Genomic DNA, 18,628 nt, shown 5'->3' on the forward strand with positions numbered 1-18,628 from the left:
CGCGCTGCACTTAGCCCAGCAGGAAGTTTTCGCGCTGCGCGCCACCTGTTAGCAGCGGCACTTCGGCTTCATCCTTGAGATTGACCCCCGACAGCTGGCGGCGGCAGGCCTCGCGCATCAGGTACAGCAGGCGGTGGCTGGCCATGGCGTAGCTCAGGCCTTCCTGACGCACATTGGAGATGCAGTTGCGGTAGGCGTCGGTCAGGCCGACTTTGGGCGCGTAGGTGAAGTACAGCCCCAGGCTGTCCGGTGAACTCAGGCCCGGGCGTTCGCCGATCAGGATCACCACCATACGTGCGCCGAGCAATTCGGCCACTTCATCGGCCACCGCCACGCGGCCCTGGCTGACCAGTGCGACGGGTGCCACGCTCCAGCCTTCGGCAGCGGCCTGATCCTCGATATGCGCCACCATGGGCAGGGCATTGCGGTGCACGGCCAGGGCGGAGAGGCCGTCGGCGATGACGATGGCCAGGTCATAGCCATCCGGATTGTTCTCGCGGTGCTGGCCTAGCAGCTCGGTGGATTCGTGACTTAACCGCCGGCCCAGGTCCGGGCGTTGCAGATAGGTGTCGCGGTCCTTGGCGGCGCTGTGCAGCAGCAGGCTTTGCCGATGCTGGTGGGCCAGGCCGGCAGCCAGTGCGCCGTGATCAAACGGCAGGTGCACGGCATCACGGGCCTGGGCGTGGGCGAATTGGAAATCCAGCTGGGCGCGGGTCGGCATGCTGGTGCCGGCGCGGCCCAGAGCGATACGCGCCGGAGTGAGGTTGCGCAGTTGCTGCCAGGGGTTTTCGCTGGCGCCGCTGAGTGGGCTGTCGTCGTACATAAGCAATCTCCGCGAAGGTTTTGTAGGAGCGGGCCATGCCCGCGAAGCCGCTATCGCGGGCATGGGTTAGGCACCCCCGCCGCTCCTACGGATTCGATATCAGCTCAGCTGCGCCAGCGCCTGACGAAACGCTGGCGGCAGGCTGTTGCCCATACGCGGGCGGCCATCGTCCTGGGTGAAGATACCCATGCGCTGCAGCCAGGCTTCGAACTCGGGGGCCGGTTTCAGCCCCAGGCTCTGCCGGGCATACAGCGCGTCGTGGAAGGAGGTGGTCTGGTAGTTGAGCATCACGTCGTCGGAGCCGGGGATGCCCATGATGAAGTTGATCCCGGCCACCCCGAGCAACGTCAGCAGCACGTCCATGTCGTCCTGATCGGCTTCGGCGTGGTTGGTGTAGCAGATGTCGCAGCCCATCGGCAGGCCCAGCAACTTGCCGCAGAAGTGGTCTTCCAGGCCGGCGCGGATGATCTGTTTGCCGTTGTACAGGTATTCGGGGCCGATAAAACCGACCACGGTATTCACCAGAAACGGCTTGAAATGCCGCGCCACCGCATAGGCGCGGGTCTCGCAGGTCTGTTGGTCGAGGCCATGGTGGGCGCCGGCGGACAGCGCGCTGCCCTGGCCGGTTTCGAAATACATCAGGTTGTCGCCGAGGGTGCCGCGTTTTAGGGACAGACCGGCGTCATAGCCTTCCTGGAGAATCTTCAGGCTGACGCCAAAGCTGGCGTTGGCCGCCTCGGTGCCGGCAATCGACTGGAACACCAGGTCCAGCGGCACGCCACGGTTGATCGCCTCGATCGAGGTGGTGACGTGGGTCAGCACGCAGGCCTGGGTGGGGATTTCATAACGCTGAATGATGCCGTCGAGCATCTTCAGCATGTCGCAGATCGAACTGATGCTGTCGGTGGCCGGGTTGATGCCGATCATGGCGTCGCCGTTGCCGTACAGCAGGCCGTCGAGAATGCTCGCGGCGATGCCGGCCGGTTCATCGGTCGGGTGATTGGGCTGCAGGCGCGTGGACATGCGCCCGCGCAGGCCGACGGTGTTGCGAAAACGGCTGGCCACGCGAATTTTCTGCGCCACCAGCACCAGGTCCTGTACGCGCATGATCTTCGATACCGCCGCGGCCATTTCCGGCGTCAGGCCGGGGGCGAGGGCGCGCAGGCTGGCTTCATCGGCGTTGTCGCCGAGCAGCCAGTCGCGAAAGCCACCGACGGTGAGGTGGCTGACCGGGGCGAAGGCCGCCGCATCATGGCTATCGATGATCAGTCGGGTGACTTCATCCGCCTCGTAGGGAATCAGCGCCTCGGTGAGGAAGTGCTTAAGCGGAATATCGGCCAGGGCCATCTGCGCCGCCACCCGTTCGCCGGCATTGCTCGCCGCCACACCGGCAAGAAAGTCGCCGGAGCGCGCCGGGCTGGCCTTGGCCATCACCTCGGCAAGGCTATCGAAACGGTAGATTTCACCACCTACCGTATGCTGAAAACTGGACATCGCGTGTCTCCCAAACGCCGCGCTAGCGCAGTTGCGCCAGCGCGGCGGTGTTACTTGGTTACTTGGCTACTTGAGCGCGGCCTCGGCTTTACCGATGGCGACGAATTCTTCTTCCGGCGTACCGGCCACCAGGTGATGGCGACTGTACAGGGCGAAGTAGGCTATCAGTACGGCGTAGATAATCGCGGCGCCAATCACCACCCGTGGGTCGACCAGAAAGCCGGCAACCACGGCCACGCAGGCCAGCACCAGGGCGATGCCCGAGGTAACAATGCCGCCTGGGGTGCGATACGGGCGATGCATTTCCGGGCGACGCACGCGCAGGGTGATATGTGCGGCCATCATCAGCACGTAGGAGATGGTGGCGCCGAACACCGCCACCAGAATCAGCAGGTCACCCTGGCCCGTCAGCGACAGGGCAAAGCCAATCAGGCCAGGCACGATCAGCGCCAGCACCGGGGCCTTGTTCTTGTTGGTCAGCGACAGCGAGCGCGGCAGGTAGCCGGCACGTGACAGGGCAAAGATCTGCCGGGAGTAGGCGTAGATGATCGAGAAGAAGCTGGCGATCAGACCGGCCAGGCCAATCAGGTTGACGAAGCTGCTCATCCAGGTGGATTCGCCGTAAGCAATGGTCAGGGCTTCCACCAGCGGGTTGCCCGATGCCATCAGCGCCTTGGCACTGGCGCCGCCTGGACCAATCAGCAGAATCAGCAGGGCAAAGGCCAGCAGTACCAGCATGGCGCCGATCAGCCCGCGTGGCATATCGCGCTGCGGGTTGCGGGTTTCTTCAGCGGCCAGCGGCACGCCTTCGACCGCGAGGAAGAACCAGATCGCATAGGGGATCGCCGCCCACACACCGACATAGCCAAACGGCAGGAAACTGCTGGCGCCTGCGGCTTCGGTCACCGGAATATCGAGCAGGTTGGCCACCGAGAAGTGCGGCACCATCGCGACGATAAATACGCCCAGAGCAATCGCCGCCACGGCGGTGATGATAAACATCAGCTTCAGCGCCTCACCGACCCCGAAGATATGGATGCCGATAAACAGCACATAGAAGGCCAGGTAAATCGCCCAGCCGCCAATGCCGAACAGCGACTCGCAGTAAGCGCCGATAAACACTGCAATCGCGGCCGGAGCAATGGCGTACTCGATAAGGATCGCCGTACCGGTAAGAAAACCGCCTAAGGGTCCGAAGGCGCTGCGGGCAAAGCCATAACCGCCACCTGCGGTGGGGATCATTGAGGACAGTTCTGCCAGGGAGAAGCACATGCACAGGTACATCAGCGCCATCAGCAGGGTGGCGAGAAACATGCCGCCCCAGCCGCCCTGGGCTAGACCGAAGTTCCAGCCGGCGTAGTCGCCGGAAATCACGTAGGCCACGCCCAGGCCGACCAGCAATACCCAGCCTGCTGCGCCCTTCTTCAATTGTCTACTTTGGAAGTAATCGGCATCGACCTGCTCTAAATCGGTGCCTTGCGGTAGACCTACCGCACTGATTTGTTCTGCTGCCATGGGGATTCCTTATCAACACGCTGGCCGCGGCGTAGGCCCGGCCAGGCGTGTCGCTATTTGAGGGAAGAGTGTTACCCAGTGGATCAGCAACCGCTGTGCCAACTGCGCCGCTGGTCTAGACCTGGGCGCGGACTGGCAGGCCGATGTCGTTTCCGAGCATCGGCTGCGGTTGCGCAGCTTCTCGTAGGGTGGGTTAGGCGCATGACCACGGGCTATCTGTCGATGCCTAATCAGTTGCGCCGTAACCCACCAGCGGTGCTAAACCGATTACCGTTTGGTGGGTTACGTGGCGCACAGGTTCTGCAGTGCTTCGCTAACCCAACTCCGCGCCACTAACCCACCCTACAATTGCTGCTTGCACGGCATGCCTAGAAAAAGCCGAGTGGGTTGGTGTCGTAGCTCACCAGCAGGTTCTTGGTCTGCTGATAGTGCTCAAGCGCCACCTTGTGGGTTTCACGGCCGACGCCGGACTTCTTGTAGCCACCGAAGGCGGCATGCGCCGGGTAGAGGTGGTAGCAGTTAGTCCACACGCGACCGGCCTTGATCGCCCGGCCCATGCGGTAGGCGCGGTTGATGTCGCGGGTCCACAGGCCGGCGCCGAGGCCGAACTCGGTGTCATTGGCAATCGCCAGGGCTTCGGCTTCGTCCTTGAAGGTGGTTACGCCGACCACCGGGCCGAAGATCTCTTCCTGGAACACGCGCATCTTGTTGTGACCCTTGAGCAGGGTCGGCTGGATGTAATAGCCGCCGTCGAGGGTGCCGCTGAGTTTTTCCACCGCGCCGCCGGTGAGTAGTTCGGCACCTTCCTGCTTGGCGATTTCCAGGTAGCTCAAGATCTTGTCGAATTGCTGCTCGGAGGCTTGCGCGCCGACCATGGTGTCGGTGTCCAGTGGGTCGCCGCGTTTGATCTGCTCGACCTTCTTCATCACTTCCTTCATGAATGCCGGGTAGATCGACTCCTGCACGAGGGCGCGGGATGGGCAGGTGCACACCTCGCCTTGGTTGAAGAAGGCCAGTACCAGACCTTCGGCGGCTTTTTCGATAAAGCTTTGTTCGGCCTGCATGATGTCTTCGAAGAAGATGTTCGGCGATTTACCGCCCAGCTCCACGGTGCTCGGAATGATGTTCTCCGCCGCGCACTTGAGGATGTGCGAGCCAACCGGGGTGGAGCCGGTAAAGGCGATCTTGGCGATGCGTTTGCTGGTGGCCAGGGCTTCGCCGGCCTCTTTGCCGAAACCTTGCACTACGTTGAGCACGCCGGCCGGCAGCAGGTCGCCAATCAGCTCCATCAGCACGCTGATGCCCAGCGGCGTTTGTTCGGCTGGTTTGAGCACCACACAGTTGCCGGCTGCCAACGCTGGGGCCAGTTTCCACGCGGCCATCAGCAGCGGGAAGTTCCACGGGATGATCTGCCCGACCACGCCCAGCGGCTCGTGGATGTGATAGGCCACGGTGTTGCCGTCGATCTCGGCAGCCGAGCCTTCCTGAGCGCGCAGGCAGCCGGCGAAGTAGCGGAAGTGGTCGGCGGCCAGGGGAATATCGGCGTTCAGGGTTTCCCGCACCGCCTTGCCGTTGTCCCAGGTCTCGGTGATCGCGAGCATTTCCAGATTGGCTTCGATGCGGTCGGCGATCTTCAGCAGGGTCAGCGAGCGCTCCTGCACCGAGGTCTGGCCCCAGGCATCAGCGGCGGCATGGGCGGCGTCGAGGGCCTTGTCGATATCCTCGGCCGTGGAGCGCGGGAACTCGGCAATCGGCAGGCCGTTCACCGGCGAGGTATTGGTGAAGTACTGGCCTTTGACCGGCGCGACAAACTCGCCGCCGATGTAGTTGCCGTAACGGGATTTGAAGGAAACGAGGGCACCTTCGGTACCGGGATGGGCGTAACGCATGCTGAATATCTCCTGGTTCTTATGCTTGTTCTGGTGATGCAGCGAACGGCGCGCTGTGGCGCTTGTGCAGAGACAGAGCAAGGGCTGGGCCAGGCGCGTGTGGTTCCCGATCTAGAGCGGTTGAGTAGGTTGCGGTTGAAGGTTGTGGCGCGCGGCCTGTATCGGCCTTGATACAGCCCGCGTGACACTCTGTACCAGGGGCGATACAGCACGGTGACTCGCCGGTCAGCGCGTCTTGCAATGGCCGGAAAGCTGGTGGATGCTCGGCCATCACGTGCAACTCCTAGCAGGCCGTTGAAAACGTAGGCGAGGCCGGCAAGACAAGGCAAAAACAGGCGAGGAAGCGGAGTTTACTGGTGTAAATGAGCATTACTCGCTTCGCTCGCCCCTTCGGGGTCGCACTAAGGTGCGTTAGCCGCAAGCGGCTTTCCGAGCCTGTTTTTAACGAAGTATTGCCAACGCAGGTAGTTTTTCAACGGCCTGCTACAGCGGAGAACAATAACAATGCATAACCCAGCAAGCCGCCACGCCCAGCAGGTGCTGACCGTGGCCCAAGGGCGCGGCCAACTCGCCGGCCCCGCTGCTGATTCCTCGGTGGCGCGCTCCTGGCTGCGCTGCCTGCAGCAGCATCACCTCGACCCGGCGCAGAGCATGCCGCCGGCGGTGATCGAGCACGCGCACATGCTGGAACGGCGCGAGCAGCTGCAGCAGGTGCTGGAGATTTCCAGTAACGAGATGAATAGCCTGCACCGCCAGCTGGCCGGCAGTGGTCACGCGGTACTACTCACCGATGCGCGTGGGGTGATCCTCAACTGCGTCACCGAGCAGGCGGAAAAACGCACCTTCGAGCAAGCCGGCCTGTGGCTTGGCGCGGACTGGAGCGAGGCCTGCGAAGGCACCAACGGCATCGGCACCTGCCTGGTCGAACGCCAGCCGCTGACCATTCACCAGAACGAACATTTCCGCAGCCGGCATACCGGGCTGACCTGTTCGGCCAGCCCGGTGTTTGACCCGCATGGTGAGTTGCTCGCGGTGCTGGATGTGTCCTCGGCGCGGCATGACGTATCGCGGCAGAGCCAGTTCCACACCATGGCCTTGGTCAACCTGTCGGCCAAGGCCATCGAGGGCTGCCACTTTCTGCGCAGCTATGAAGGCGAGTGGCTGCTGCGCTTCCACGCCCAGGCCGAATATATCGGCCAGTTCAGCGAGGGCCTGCTGGCCTTCGATGGCGATGGCCGGGTCAGCGCGGTCAATCAGAGCGCGATCAACTTGCTCGGCTTGTCGCGACGGCAACTGCTCGGGCGCACCTTGATCGAGGTATTTGATTGCCGCCTGGATGACCTGCTCGGCCGTGCTTCGGCGCAGCCCAGCGCCAGTTGGCCGCTGTATACCCAACGTGGTCAGCTGCTGTTTGCCATGCTGCGCGGCCAGCCGCGGCGCAGTGCTCAGGCGCTGTCTACTGCGAATATGGCAACGCCGGGGCTGTGCCTGGCTGATTCCGGTTTGCAGAGTGATTTCCGCCGCGCCCTGCGGGTTTATGAGCGCGATGTGCCGCTGCTGATTGGTGGCGAATCCGGCACGGGCAAAGAAGCCTTCGCCAAGGCCCTGCATCAGGTCAGCTCGCGTGGCGGCAAGCCGTTTGTTGCGCTGAACTGCGCGGCGATTCCCGAGAGCCTGATCGAGAGCGAGCTGTTCGGCTATCGCGGCGGCAGCTTTACCGGCGCGCGCAAGGAAGGCATGCGCGGCAAGTTGCAGCAGGCCGATGGCGGCACGCTGTTCCTTGATGAAATCGGCGATATGCCGCTGGCGCTGCAAACCCGTTTGCTGCGCGTGCTGGAAGAGCGCCGGGTCGAGCCGATTGGCGGCGAAGCACAGACCATTGATGTGCGGGTGATCAGCGCGAGCCACCGCGACCTCACCCAGCGGGTGGCCAGCGGTGAGTTTCGCCAGGACCTGCTCTATCGCCTTAATGGCCTGGTGATCGATCTGCCGCCGCTGCGTGAGCGCAGCGACAAGTTGGCGCTGCTGGATTTCCTGCTGGCCGAAGAAGCGCGCGGACAATCTGTGCGACTTGATGATTCTGCCCGCGAGGCGCTGCTCGCCTACCCCTGGCCTGGCAATGTGCGGCAGCTGCGCAATACGCTGCGTACGCTCTGCGCGCTGTGTGAACACGGCATGATCAGCCACGCCGAGCTGCCCGCCGAGATTCGCCATGCGCGTCCTGCGCAGGCCCGGCTGCCGGCGGCCAAGCCCGACCAGTTGGGTGATGCCGAACGTCAGACGCTGCTCGCGGTCCTAGAGGCGCAGCACTGGCAGATGAGCCGCAGCGCCGAGCAACTTGGCATCAGCCGCAATACCCTGTACCGCAAGTTGCGTAAACACGGCATCAAGCTGCGTTCGACCCTTTGAGCCACGCTTGTTGAACCACGCCCCGCAGCGCGCCGCCAGGCCTCTGCGGGGCGGCGACGCTGTGCTAATCTGCGGCCAGTTTTTATCCCGCCTTATTCACCGGCTCTGACGACGCCTGCAAGGTACATCATGCATATCCATATTCTCGGCATCTGCGGCACTTTTATGGGCTCGCTGGCCGTGCTGGCCAAGGAACTCGGTCACCGCGTGACCGGCTCCGACGCCAATGTTTACCCGCCCATGAGCACCCAGCTGGAAGCCCAGGGCATCGAACTGACCCAGGGCTATGACGCCGCCCAGCTCGACCCCGCGCCGGATCTGGTGGTGGTCGGCAATGCCCTGTCGCGCGGCAACCCGGCGGTGGAATATGTGCTGAACAAGGGCCTGCCCTATGTCAGCGGCCCGCAGTGGCTGGCCGACCATGTATTGCAGGGCCGTTGGGTCATGGCGGTGGCCGGCACCCACGGCAAAACCAGTAGCAGCAGTATGCTGGCCTGGGTGCTGGAGCATGCCGGCATGAGCCCGGGCTTTTTGATTGGCGGCGTGCCACAGAACTTTGGTATTTCCGCCCGCCTGGGTGGCACGCCGTTCTTTGTGGTGGAGGCCGACGAGTACGACAGCGCCTTCTTCGACAAGCGCAGCAAGTTCGTCCACTACCGCCCGCGCACCGCGATTCTGAATAACCTAGAGTTCGATCACGCGGATATCTTCCCGGATCTGGCGGCCATCGAGCGGCAATTCCACCATCTGGTGCGCACCATTCCGGGCGACGGCCTGATTATTCATCCGACCACTGAACCGGCGCTTAAGCGGGTGATTCAGATGGGCTGTTGGACCCCGGTGCAAACCACTGGCGAGGGCGGCCAATGGCAGGCGCGGCTGCTTAGCGCTGACGGCTCGCGCTTCGAGGTGAGTTTCGAGGGTAAAACCGCAGGTGTGGTGGATTGGCAGCTGACCGGCCAGCACAACGTGGCCAATGCCCTGGCGGTGCTGGCGGCGGCGCGGCATGTCGGCGTGGTGCCGGAGCTGGGTATCGCCGCGCTGTGCGGCTTTATCAACGCCAAGCGGCGTATGGAAAAGGTTGCCGAAGTGAATGGCGTAACCATCTTCGATGACTTCGCCCACCACCCGACGGCGATTGCCACCACCCTCGACGGGCTGCGCAAGCGCATTGGCGATGCCAAATTGATCGCCATCGTCGAGCCACGCTCCAACTCGATGAAACTCGGCGCGCACCGCGATGGCTTGCCCGAATCCGTGGTGCAGGCTGACTCGGTGTACTGGTACGCGCCGCCGAACCTGGGTTGGGACTTGGCTGGCACTGTGGCCACCTCGACCGTACCGACCCAGGTCTGCGATTCGCTGGAGGCGATCATTGCCGGGGTCAAGGCCGAAGCCGCGCCTGGCACCCAGGTGGTGGTGATGAGCAACGGCGGCTTTGGCGGCCTGCATGGCAAGCTGGCTATCGCCCTGGAGGCATAAATGTCCGGTCCTGAACGTATTACCTTGGCCATGACCGGCGCCTCCGGCGCTCAGTACGGCCTGCGCCTGCTCGACTGCTTAGTGCAGGAAGAGCGTGAGGTGCACTTTCTGATTTCCAAGGCCGCGCAGCTGGTGATGGCCACCGAAACCGATGTCAGCCTGCCGAACAAACCTCAGGCCATGCAGGCGTTCCTCAGCGAATACACCGGCGCCGCGCCGGGGCAGATTCGCGTATACGGCAAGGAAGATTGGATGGCTCCGGTGGCCTCTGGTTCGGGGGCACCCTCGGCGATGGTGGTGGTGCCGTGCAGTACCGGCACGCTGTCGGCGATTGCCACCGGGGCCTGCAACAACCTGATTGAGCGCGCGGCCGATGTGGCGCTGAAGGAACGTCGCCCGCTGATTCTGGTACCGCGCGAGGCGCCGTTTTCCAGCATCCATCTGGAAAACATGCTCAAACTGTCGAACCTGGGCGCGACCATCCTGCCGGCCGCGCCGGGCTTCTATCACCAGCCGCAGACCATTGATGACCTGATCGACTTCGTTGTGGCGCGCATCCTCAACTGCCTGAATATCCCTCAGGACATGTTGCCACGCTGGGGCGAGCACCATCAGATCACCCCGGATGAATAAACCTCTGGCCCGCGCTGCTGGCCTGTTGCTGCTAAGCCTGACCTTCAGCGGCTGCGCCACCGTACGCACCCTGGATGCCGCCAAGCCAGGCGCGCCGGTGGTGTACGCCGGCACGCGGCTGAACCTGTATGCATTGCAGGGCGGTTGTTGCTCCACTGACCGCTTCGGGGCTGAAGCCCCGGCTTATCCGGCCGCCGATCTGCCGGTCAGCGCGTTGCTCGATACTCTGTTACTGCCACTGTCCCTGGCTACTGCCATCGGCCTCAATCTGGGAATCAGCGGCGGTTTGTAGCGGCTGTCAGGCATCCGGAATGCTGGCGGCGTTGTCCTGCCATGTGGTCGCCAATGGCCAATCCTCAAGGTTCTGCGCCGGCCCCGGCTTGTCGAACAGGTAGCCCTGAAAGCGCCGGCAGCCCATGCGCTGTAGGGCCTCGTATTGCTCCTGGGTTTCTACCCCTTCGGCGGTCACGGCCAGGTTGAGGTTGGCGCCCAGCGCGAGGATGGTGCGCACGATGGCGGCGTCGCTGGGGTGTTCGAGCAGGTCGCGGACGAAGGATTGGTCAATCTTCAACTGGTCCAGCGGCAGGCGCTTGAGGTAGTTGAGCGAGGAGTAGCCAGTGCCGAAGTCGTCCAGCGCCAGGTGCACGCCGCGCGCTTTCAGCTGGCTCATCTTGCTGATAAGAATTTCCACATCTTCCACCAACTGGCTTTCAGTCAGCTCCAGTTCCAGGCGTTGTGGGTTGGCGCCGCTTTCCGCGAGAGCTGCAAAAACGTCTTCGACAAAATCGGGGTGGTGAAACTGCCTGGCACTGACGTTCACCGCTAGGGTCAGCTGCGCCAGTTGCGGGTGCGCGGCCCAGGCCACCAGTTGCTGGCAAGCGCTGTGTAGGATCAGGCGACCCAGGGGCAGAATCAGCCCGGTGCTTTCTGCCAGTGAAATAAATTCGCCCGGCGGCACCAGTCCGCGTGTGGGGTGTTGCCAGCGCACCAGCGCTTCGGCGCCGATCAGTTGTCCTTGCGCATCCACCTGAGGCTGGTAGTGCAGGATAAAGTCGCGCTGGCCGAGGCTGTAGCGCAGGTCGCTTTCCAGGCTGGCGCGGGCGCTGACGTCGGCCTGCATCATCGGATCGAAAAAACGCATGGCGTTGCGGCCGGCGGCCTTGGCCTGGTACATGGCCATGTCGGCACGCTTGAGCGCTTCATCGACCGTGCTGCGTTCGTTGGGAAATAGCGCGATGCCGATGCTGGCCGTGCTGATATGACTGTGGCCTTGCAGAGCGTAGGGCGCGGCCAGCGCCTTGACGATCTTCTTGCCGACGTTTTCGACCTGTTGCCCGGCCTGCACAGGTTCCAGGCTGAGGCCTTCGAGCATCAGCACAAACTCATCGCCACCGAGGCGGGCTAGGGTGTCCTGGGCGCGCACATGGCTGTTCAGGCGTTCGGCGACCTGCTGCAGCAACTGGTCGCCCATGTCATGGCCGAGGGTGTCGTTGAGGTCCTTGAAGTTATCCAGGTCGATAAACAGCAGCGCGCCCTGTTGCAGGCCGCGCGCATGCTTGGCCAGGGCCTGGTGCAGACGGTCGAGCAGCAGGCGGCGGTTGGGCAGGCCGGTGAGTGGATCGTAGAAGGCCAGCTGGTTGATCTTTTCCAGGTTCTTCTTGTGTTCGGTGATGTCGGTGGAGATGCCGCACAGCGCGTAGATCTTGCCGTGGCCGTCGCGCAGCGGCAGCTTGACCGAGAGGAAGGCATGCTGGGTGCTGCCATCCAGGCTGCGGTTGATCTCCTCGGTCTGTACTCGTTCACCGAGTTTGAGCACGCGACGGTCGTTATCGTGCAGGTTGGTGGCGGTGTCGATATCGAAAAACTGTTCATCGGTCTTGCCGATCACCTGCTCAAGTTTCTGGCCGAACAGCTCGCAGACCTTGCGGTTGGCGTACTGGTAACGCAGCTGTGCGTCCTTGATATAGATATAGGCTTCGACGCTGTCGAGGATGGTGTTCAGGCGCTCTTCGCTGGCCAGCAGATGACGGGTTTTCTCGCGTACCTGACTGCGCAGTAGCAACGCGCCACCGAGGGCGGCGATCAGCAGTAGGGCGAGGATGCTAAGGCCCCACCAGACGCTAGTGGGAATTAGCAGGCGTGGCCGCTCACCGCCCCAGCGTTGCAGGCTCTGGTAGTAGATCGAGGAAGGCGAGTCCTGCCAGTTCGCCAGGTGCTGGTCGATGGCGGCTAACAGGTCGGCGTTCTGCCCTTTGCGCGTGGCGTAGAACAGGTGCGCAGGTTGGAACATGATCGAGGAGCTTTGCAGCTGATAGCTCGGCGCATGGAAGTCGCCAAAGCGTTGGTTGGCCACCACCGCGTCAGCCTGCCCGGCAGCCACCTGCTCAAAGCCCTGCGGCAGGCTGGGTACGCCGATCAGCTGGGCTTTCAGACCAAAACTTGTGAGCAGCCCGCGTAGGTATTCTTCCTGCACCGAGCCCCGCAAAACGGCAATGCGCAGTCCTTTGAGGTCGAGTATCGATCTGAGTTGGAGGTCTTCGCTGCTGTACACCTGCGACCAACTGACCAGTGACGGCACCTTGTGGAAGTCGAGTACTTGGGCGCGGCTGTCGTTGTAGGCCACGTCCGGCATCAGGTCGATTTCACCGTTCTGCGCCAACGCCAGGCACTCCTGCCATTCGCAGGGCCTGGGGCGTAGTTGCCAGTCTTCCTGGCGAGCGATTTCATTGAGCAGCTCGCCGAGGATGCCGGAGAGTTTGCCGTCTTGGCCGAGAAGGATTTTTGGCTCGTTGGCATACACCCCGACACTGACTTGGCGCGATTGTGCGTTGCTCAGCGTGGCGACCGTGAGGGCGGTAGTGGCGAGTAGAACGGTGGCGAGATGGCGAAATGACAGGCGCTTCATGCGTGGCCAGCTTCCATACGAGAGTCCATGAACTAACGATAGTCAGAATATGGAGACGGCGTCGGCTGGTAATGGCAATTGGCTATTTCTGAACGCTAGTCAGCCCAGCCCTGGTAGGTATAGGTCATAGGCCGAGGTCCCTTGAGGTAGCGATTGCTTAGCTCGCCGATCTGAAAGCCACCCGCGGTGATCAGTGCCTTGATATCGCGGTTGAGGTGACAGCCGCCGGCAAGCGGCTTCCACAGCGGGGTTAGACGGTTTTGCCAGCGCAGCACGGGTAGTTCCGGAGCCAGGCCGTGCTCGCAGAACAGCAGGCGGCCGCCGGGTTTGAGTACACGGCGCATCTCTTTCAGCGCGGCCACGGCATCGGGGATGGTGCACAGGGTAAAGGTGCAGACGATGCTGTCGAAGCTGGCGTCGTCGGCCTGGATCTGCCCCAGTTCCAGGGCAATCATCTCCACCGGAATACTGATCGTGGCGGCGCGTTGCTTGGCCAGTTTCTGCATATCGGCGCTGGGGTCGACGCCGATAATCACGCTGACTTTCTCGGCGTCGTAGAAGGCTAGATTAAGGCCGCTGCCAATGCCAATCTCCAACACCCGGCCATGGGCCTGGGGCACTAGCTGCGAGCGGGCTTTCATCACTGCGCCCATGCCGCAGGCGAAATCGATCAGATGCGGCAGCAGGTAGCGGTCATACAGGCCCAAGAGTTTTCCTCACGCTACTCGGCGTCGTCTGGCAGGTCGCTGTTGTCACCACTGGTGGCGGCAAAGCATTTGATCAGATGAGTGTCGGCCGTGCCGCTGATAGTCCAGGCGTCGGCCTCACCGTCAAAGCGTGCGGCGATTACCTGGGCCAGGCTGAAGTGCCATTTGCGCAGGGCGCGGCCGTCCATGCATTCGATGCTTAACAGCGGCGCGTCGTCAGCGGGCGGGTTGCCGGCTTGGTGCTGGGCCAGTTGTTCCGCATTCAGGCTGAACTGCCAGGCATGCAGCTCGTCGATTTCCAGCATATCGGCGCCGCTCAGGGCGTTGATCAGGTCGTGCGGGGTGCTCATAGGTCAAAGACTTCTGTATTGGCGATTATTAGCGACCGAGGCGGCGCAGTTGGTCTGATTCGATTACCCGGGTGCCGGCGTCTTCTTCCAGCGCCAGACGCCAAAGTGCGCGGGCCAGCACGGTGGCTTCGATGCCGCGATATTTACCCGGCAGCCAGCGCATAAAAGGCGCGGCCAGGCGCTCGCCAAGGCGGAACTCCTGACGCGGGCCGAGCAGTAGCGAAGGGCGGACGATGGTCAGCTGTGGCCAGCCTTGCGCACGCAGGGTCTGTTCCATTTCACCCTTGACCTTGTTGTAAAACACCGTGGAGCTGGCATCCGCACCGAGTGCGCTGATGACCAGCAAGTGGCGTGCACCAAGGGCGCGGGCGCGTTCGGCGAACGCGATTACCAGATCATGGTCGACTGCGCGGAAGGCTTCCTGGGAGCCGGCCTGTTTGATCGTACTGCCCAGGCAGCAGAAGGCGGTATCGATTGTGCCGCTCAGTTGCGGCAGCAGGGGCAGCAGCTCGCCCTGCGGGTTTTCCAGATGCGGGTGCGCGGCCAGTGGGCGGCGGCTGGGCGCCAGTACGCGGCTGACCGTGGGTTCGTTCAGCAAACGGTCCAGCAGATGCTCGCCAGTCAAGCCGGTGGCGCCTGCAAGAAGGATGTGCTGTGGCGTCAAATACATAGTGTGGTGTTCTCCGCTGATATCAATCAGCTTATCAGGCCGTTGGTGGCGCGCATGGCTGTTATGGGTTGACCGCAGATTGCGCCTCAAGTGCATTGTTTAGGGCGCGCTCGGCCTGCTGTTCGCGCAGCTTGCGCCACTGTGCGAGCACTGCTTTGGCGGGCCAGATCTGCGGTTCTGAGGGTTCGAAACCGTCGGCTTTTTCGCGTTCGGCAACGCTGGCCTGGGCCAGCTTAAAGGCGCGCTGCAGGTCGTCGGTCTGCTGCAGGGCCTCGGCAAACAGTGCACGGCCGAAGTAGGTGAAGTCGTTTTCCTCCGAGCAACCGAAGGACACCCGGTCGGCCCGTGCGGCGGTGATTATCAGGGTCTTGTCATCCTGCAACTTAGGGATAAAGCCGCCGGAGTAGCAGGCTGAGATCACCAGCACCTTGTGCCGATCTTTTAGCGGTTCGAGCAGGGCTGCCAGTTCGCTTGCGGGCAGGTCATTGAGTTGCAGGCGCGGCTGGTCGAGGTTCAGTTCATGTTGGGCCGAACCGTGACTGGTCAGGTAGATAAAGATCAGGTCTTCCTCGCCGCTGCGCTCGGCCAGCGCTTGCACGCTGCGGCCCAGGCTGGCGCTGGTGGCCAGCGGGCGATCCGCCAGGTGGTCACGGTGGTTGACCAGGGTGATCAGGCCGTGGGCGGCGAAGCGCTCCTGCAGCAGGTTGCCGACATAATCGGCCTCGCGCATAAACACGCTTTGTTTGCCGTCGCCGGCCAGAGCCAGGGCGTACAGCTCGATGGCCGGGGTAGAGGCGGGCAATTTGGCGATGGCAGCATCGAGCAGGCGGCCTTGTTCCAGCAGGCCGGTGGCCAGGGCGTCAGGTATGGCCTTGCCCTGGGCGTCACGCGTCAGCCGGCCGTTCTGCCAGGTGCCGCTTTGCTGGCTGCCATCGACCAAGGTCAGGCTACCGGTGCCCTGGTATTGGCCGTAGGCAAAGTTGCCTTGATAAACACTGCCGTCGGCAAGATTCAGGCGACCCTCGCCGTGGTAGCTCCAGTCGCGGAATTGGCCGGCGTAATGGCTGCCGTCGCTGCCTTTGAATTCGCCTTTGCCGGTTAGGCTGCCATGGGCAAAGCGGCCGCTCCAAACTTCGCCATCGGCGCTCTGATAACGGCCTTTGCCGTGAAACTGGTTGTCACGGAACTGGCCGCTGTAGAGGTCGCCGTCGGCATTTTTGAAACTGCCCTGACCATTGAGTTGGCTGTTATCGAAGGTGCCGGTGTAGGCATTGCCTTCAGCGTCGGTCAGCACGCCTTGGCCGTCGGGTTCGCCCTTCTTGAACTGGCCCTGAAAGCTGGCGCCGTTGCTCCACTGCAGTTTGCCCAGGCCATTGTATTGGCCCTTGCTGAATTCGCCGCGGTATTCCATCTGGCTGCCTTTCAGGTGGCCTTCGCCACTCGGCATACCGTTGGTAAAGCCGCCCTCGTAACGGCTGCCGTCGCTGTAGGTGAGGCTGCCCTGGCCGTGGAAGTCGCCGCTCTGAAATTCGCCGCTATAGAGCTCGCCGTGTTTGCTGCGCCATTCCCCCGGGCCGTTGAACTGGCCGTCCTTGAACAATCCCTGGTAGTAGCTGCCGTCGCTGTAATCCAGGCGACCTGGGCCTTGCAGCAGGCCGTCGACAACCTCGCCGCGGTAGCGCCCGCCATCCGGCAGTACGGCATCCGGTGGCAGCAAAGGTTCGCCATCGCCGCAGGCGACAAGCAGCAGGGCAAGGCTCAGTGGAGCCAGAAGGGAGAGAGGGCGCATGCAGAAAATCCGGGGCTGTAAGGTCGTTGCCGAGTATGCCTCAAAGCGCTCAGAGTGCCGTGATTGAGCGCACCGGCAGGCATATAAAAGTTTTCAGCGGCCGTGTTCAACATCGCGCAACGACGGCCCAAGGATCGTCGTTGCGAAACGCAAGCCATAAAAAAGGCGCACCGGCGGATGCCTATGCGCCTTTTCCGGCGGCTGTGATCAGACGAAGCAGAGCGTCAGCGGTTCGGCGATATAGGCGGGTTTTTCCGAGCCTTCAATCTCCAGTACGACTTTGGCCTTGAGCAGCCATTGGCCGGGGTTCTTCTCGTGGGCGTCGGTCAGGCTGACCACCAGGCGGACGTTGGAGTTGACCTTCACTGGCTGGATAAAACGCACGCTATCCAGGCCATAGTTGACGGCCATCTTCAGCCCTTTTGGCATGATCATGATGCCTTCCATCAGCTTGGGCACCAGTGACAGCGAGAGGAAACCGTGAGCGATGGTGGTGCCAAATGGGGTTAGCTTGGCTTTTTCCGGATCGACGTGGATGAACTGGTGATCGCCTGTGCATTCGGCGAATTGATTGATGCGTTCCTGGTCGATGGTCAGCCATTCGGAACGGCCGAGTTCTTTACCGATATAGCTGGGCAATTCGGCGGCGGGTACTGATGTCATGGTTTCTCCTTGAAGACGCAAGTGTTGTTTTTTTTGGGGCGTTAATCCTTCTGCCCTAAGATCATCATGGGTTTGCCATTAGGGTCAAGTGCCTCGTGTACGCGGCGTAAACGTTGCGCCATTGCCACGCAACCGCTGTAAACCGGCCCTTGCCGGGCACTTCTGCTTATAATGCGCGGCACTGCGTCTGGGATCATACGATTCGGAGATTACCCATCATGCTGCTACGCGGCCTTTCCTGGCTGGTGCTGTGCCAGTTGCTTGGCACTGCGCTGAATGTCCTGCTGATCCCGATTCTGCCGGGGCCGATCATTGGCATGCTGCTGTTGTTCGGCTTTCTGCTGCTGCGCGGCGAGGTGGGCGAGCCGCTGCACCTGGCCTCCACTAGCCTGCTGAAATACCTGCCGTTGCTGCTGGTGCCGCCGGCGGTTGGGGTGATGGCCTATGCCGAGGATATCTTTGCCGACTTCTGGGCGATTGCCGGTGCACTGTTGCTGTCGCTGCTGATCTCCATCGTCTTCGCCGGCTGGCTGATGCAGACGCTGATCGACCGTCAGCAACGCCGGGAGGACGCATGAGTCTGGAATGGCACGCAGCCTGGCAGGCACTGATCCATCATCCTTTGTTTGGCGTAGGCATCACCCTCGGTGCTTACCAAGTGGCGATTGCCGCCTATGAGAAAACCCGCTGGGTGTTTCTGCAGCCGGTGTTGCTGTCGATGCTCACGGTGATCGGTATTCTTCTGGCCTGCGGCCTGACCTTTGCCGAATACAAGGACAGCGCGGCGGCGCTGACGCTCTTTCTCGGGCCGACCACGGTAGCGTTGGCGGTGCCACTGTTTCTTAATCTGCGGCGCATTCGCCAGCTGCTCTGGCCGACGTTGATCACCCTGCTGGTGGCCGGCGTGGTCGCCACCTTGTTGGGCATTACCCTGGCCTGGGTCTTCGGTGCCGAGCAGATCATGCTGATGAGCATGGCGCCCAAGTCGGTAACCTCGCCGATTGCCATGCTGGTGGCCAACCAGATTGGCGGGATTGCCGCCTTGGCGGCGGTGTTCGTGATGATCACCGGGATCATCGGCGCCATCGTTGGCCCGGCACTGCTCAAGCGTTTTGGCGTGCATCATCCTGCGGCGTTGGGCATGGCCCTGGGCCTGACGGCACACGCGGTCGGCACCGCGCGGGCGCTACAGGAGGGCGAGGAGTGCGGCGCGTTTTCCGCCCTGGCAATGAGCCTTATGGGCGTATTCACCGCCGTGTTGCTGCCGCTGGCTATTCTGTTGTGGCTATAAGGAGGCAC

At 62.4% G+C, this 18,628-nt stretch carries 16 protein-coding genes; 6 read left to right on the forward strand and 10 right to left on the reverse strand.

The features are described 5' to 3' along the window. Positions 1–10: 10 nt before the first annotated feature. The 4 genes from eutC to exaC all read right to left on the reverse strand — a co-directional run bounded on the left by eutC (position 11) and on the right by exaC (position 5,721). A complete protein-coding gene (gene eutC, locus AACX99_RS15710) occupies positions 11–823 on the reverse strand; it encodes an ethanolamine ammonia-lyase subunit EutC (RefSeq protein ID WP_339413209.1) in 813 nt (270 codons plus the stop codon). A 99-nt stretch (positions 824–922) separates the two neighbouring features. Next, positions 923–2,317, reverse strand: coding sequence for an ethanolamine ammonia-lyase subunit EutB (locus AACX99_RS15715; protein ID WP_339413210.1), 1,395 nt, complete (start codon positions 2,315–2,317; stop codon positions 923–925). Between the two features lie 66 nt (positions 2,318–2,383). Next, entirely contained in the window at positions 2,384–3,832 is a 1,449-nt protein-coding gene (eat, locus tag AACX99_RS15720; RefSeq protein WP_339413212.1) for an ethanolamine permease, read from the reverse strand. Positions 3,833–4,200: 368 nt separating this feature from the next. Then, positions 4,201–5,721, reverse strand: coding sequence for an acetaldehyde dehydrogenase ExaC (exaC, locus tag AACX99_RS15725; protein WP_339413214.1), 1,521 nt, complete (start codon positions 5,719–5,721; stop codon positions 4,201–4,203). A 504-nt stretch (positions 5,722–6,225) separates the two neighbouring features. On the opposite strand from exaC, the gene AACX99_RS15730 reads away from it, so the two are divergent. From AACX99_RS15730 to AACX99_RS15745, 4 genes are all read left to right on the forward strand, one after another. After that, the gene (locus tag AACX99_RS15730) at positions 6,226–8,130 is read left to right on the forward strand and encodes a sigma-54-dependent Fis family transcriptional regulator (RefSeq protein WP_339413216.1); all 1,905 of its coding nucleotides are present in this window, start codon (positions 6,226–6,228) and stop codon (positions 8,128–8,130) included. Positions 8,131–8,259: 129 nt separating this feature from the next. Beyond that, positions 8,260–9,612 (forward strand): UDP-N-acetylmuramate:L-alanyl-gamma-D-glutamyl-meso-diaminopimelate ligase, encoded by a 1,353-nt coding sequence (gene mpl / locus AACX99_RS15735; RefSeq protein WP_339413218.1) that lies wholly within the window; start codon positions 8,260–8,262, stop codon positions 9,610–9,612. Further along, complete coding sequence (gene ubiX / locus AACX99_RS15740) at positions 9,613–10,245, forward strand: flavin prenyltransferase UbiX (RefSeq protein ID WP_339413220.1); 633 nt, start codon at positions 9,613–9,615, stop codon at positions 10,243–10,245. Next, positions 10,238–10,537 carry a YceK/YidQ family lipoprotein gene (locus tag AACX99_RS15745; protein WP_339413222.1) on the forward strand — a complete coding sequence of 100 codons (300 nt, stop codon included), beginning with the start codon at positions 10,238–10,240 and terminating at the stop codon, positions 10,535–10,537. Before ubiX ends, AACX99_RS15745 begins: the two co-directional genes overlap by 8 nt. A 6-nt stretch (positions 10,538–10,543) precedes the next feature. Here the strand turns inward: AACX99_RS15745 and AACX99_RS15750 are convergent, their stop codons facing one another. The 6 genes from AACX99_RS15750 to AACX99_RS15775 form a co-directional block, all read right to left on the reverse strand. Continuing rightward, positions 10,544–13,150, reverse strand: a complete 2,607-nt coding sequence (locus tag AACX99_RS15750) for an EAL domain-containing protein (RefSeq protein WP_339413225.1) — start codon at positions 13,148–13,150, stop codon at positions 10,544–10,546. A 95-nt stretch (positions 13,151–13,245) separates the two neighbouring features. After that, positions 13,246–13,857 (reverse strand): class I SAM-dependent methyltransferase, encoded by a 612-nt coding sequence (locus AACX99_RS15755; RefSeq protein ID WP_339413227.1) that lies wholly within the window; start codon positions 13,855–13,857, stop codon positions 13,246–13,248. 14 nt (positions 13,858–13,871) lie between these two features. Then, positions 13,872–14,207 (reverse strand): DUF5629 family protein, encoded by a 336-nt coding sequence (locus AACX99_RS15760; protein ID WP_339413230.1) that lies wholly within the window; start codon positions 14,205–14,207, stop codon positions 13,872–13,874. 28 nt (positions 14,208–14,235) lie between these two features. Then, on the reverse strand, positions 14,236–14,877 hold the full coding sequence (locus tag AACX99_RS15765) for an oxidoreductase (protein ID WP_339413232.1): 642 nt from the start codon (positions 14,875–14,877) through the stop codon (positions 14,236–14,238). A 61-nt stretch (positions 14,878–14,938) separates the two neighbouring features. Next, positions 14,939–16,666: a C13 family peptidase gene (locus AACX99_RS15770; RefSeq protein WP_339413234.1), complete on the reverse strand. Its 1,728-nt coding sequence runs from the start codon at positions 16,664–16,666 to the stop codon at positions 14,939–14,941. A gap of 207 nt (positions 16,667–16,873) precedes the next feature. Beyond that, positions 16,874–17,329 (reverse strand): MaoC family dehydratase, encoded by a 456-nt coding sequence (locus AACX99_RS15775; protein ID WP_339413235.1) that lies wholly within the window; start codon positions 17,327–17,329, stop codon positions 16,874–16,876. Between the two features lie 218 nt (positions 17,330–17,547). Here AACX99_RS15775 and AACX99_RS15780 point away from each other — a divergent pair, with 218 nt between their 5' ends. Beyond that, the gene (locus AACX99_RS15780; RefSeq protein WP_339413236.1) at positions 17,548–17,907 is read left to right on the forward strand and encodes a CidA/LrgA family protein; all 360 of its coding nucleotides are present in this window, start codon (positions 17,548–17,550) and stop codon (positions 17,905–17,907) included. Between the two features lie 2 nt (positions 17,908–17,909). Next, the gene (locus AACX99_RS15785; protein WP_339413323.1) at positions 17,910–18,620 is read left to right on the forward strand and encodes an LrgB family protein; all 711 of its coding nucleotides are present in this window, start codon (positions 17,910–17,912) and stop codon (positions 18,618–18,620) included. Positions 18,621–18,628 lie beyond the last annotated feature (8 nt).

This window comes from Pseudomonas sp. EA_35y_Pfl2_R5 (assembly GCF_963970805.1).
In the GTDB taxonomy this organism is placed as follows: Bacteria; Pseudomonadota; Gammaproteobacteria; order Pseudomonadales; family Pseudomonadaceae; genus Aquipseudomonas.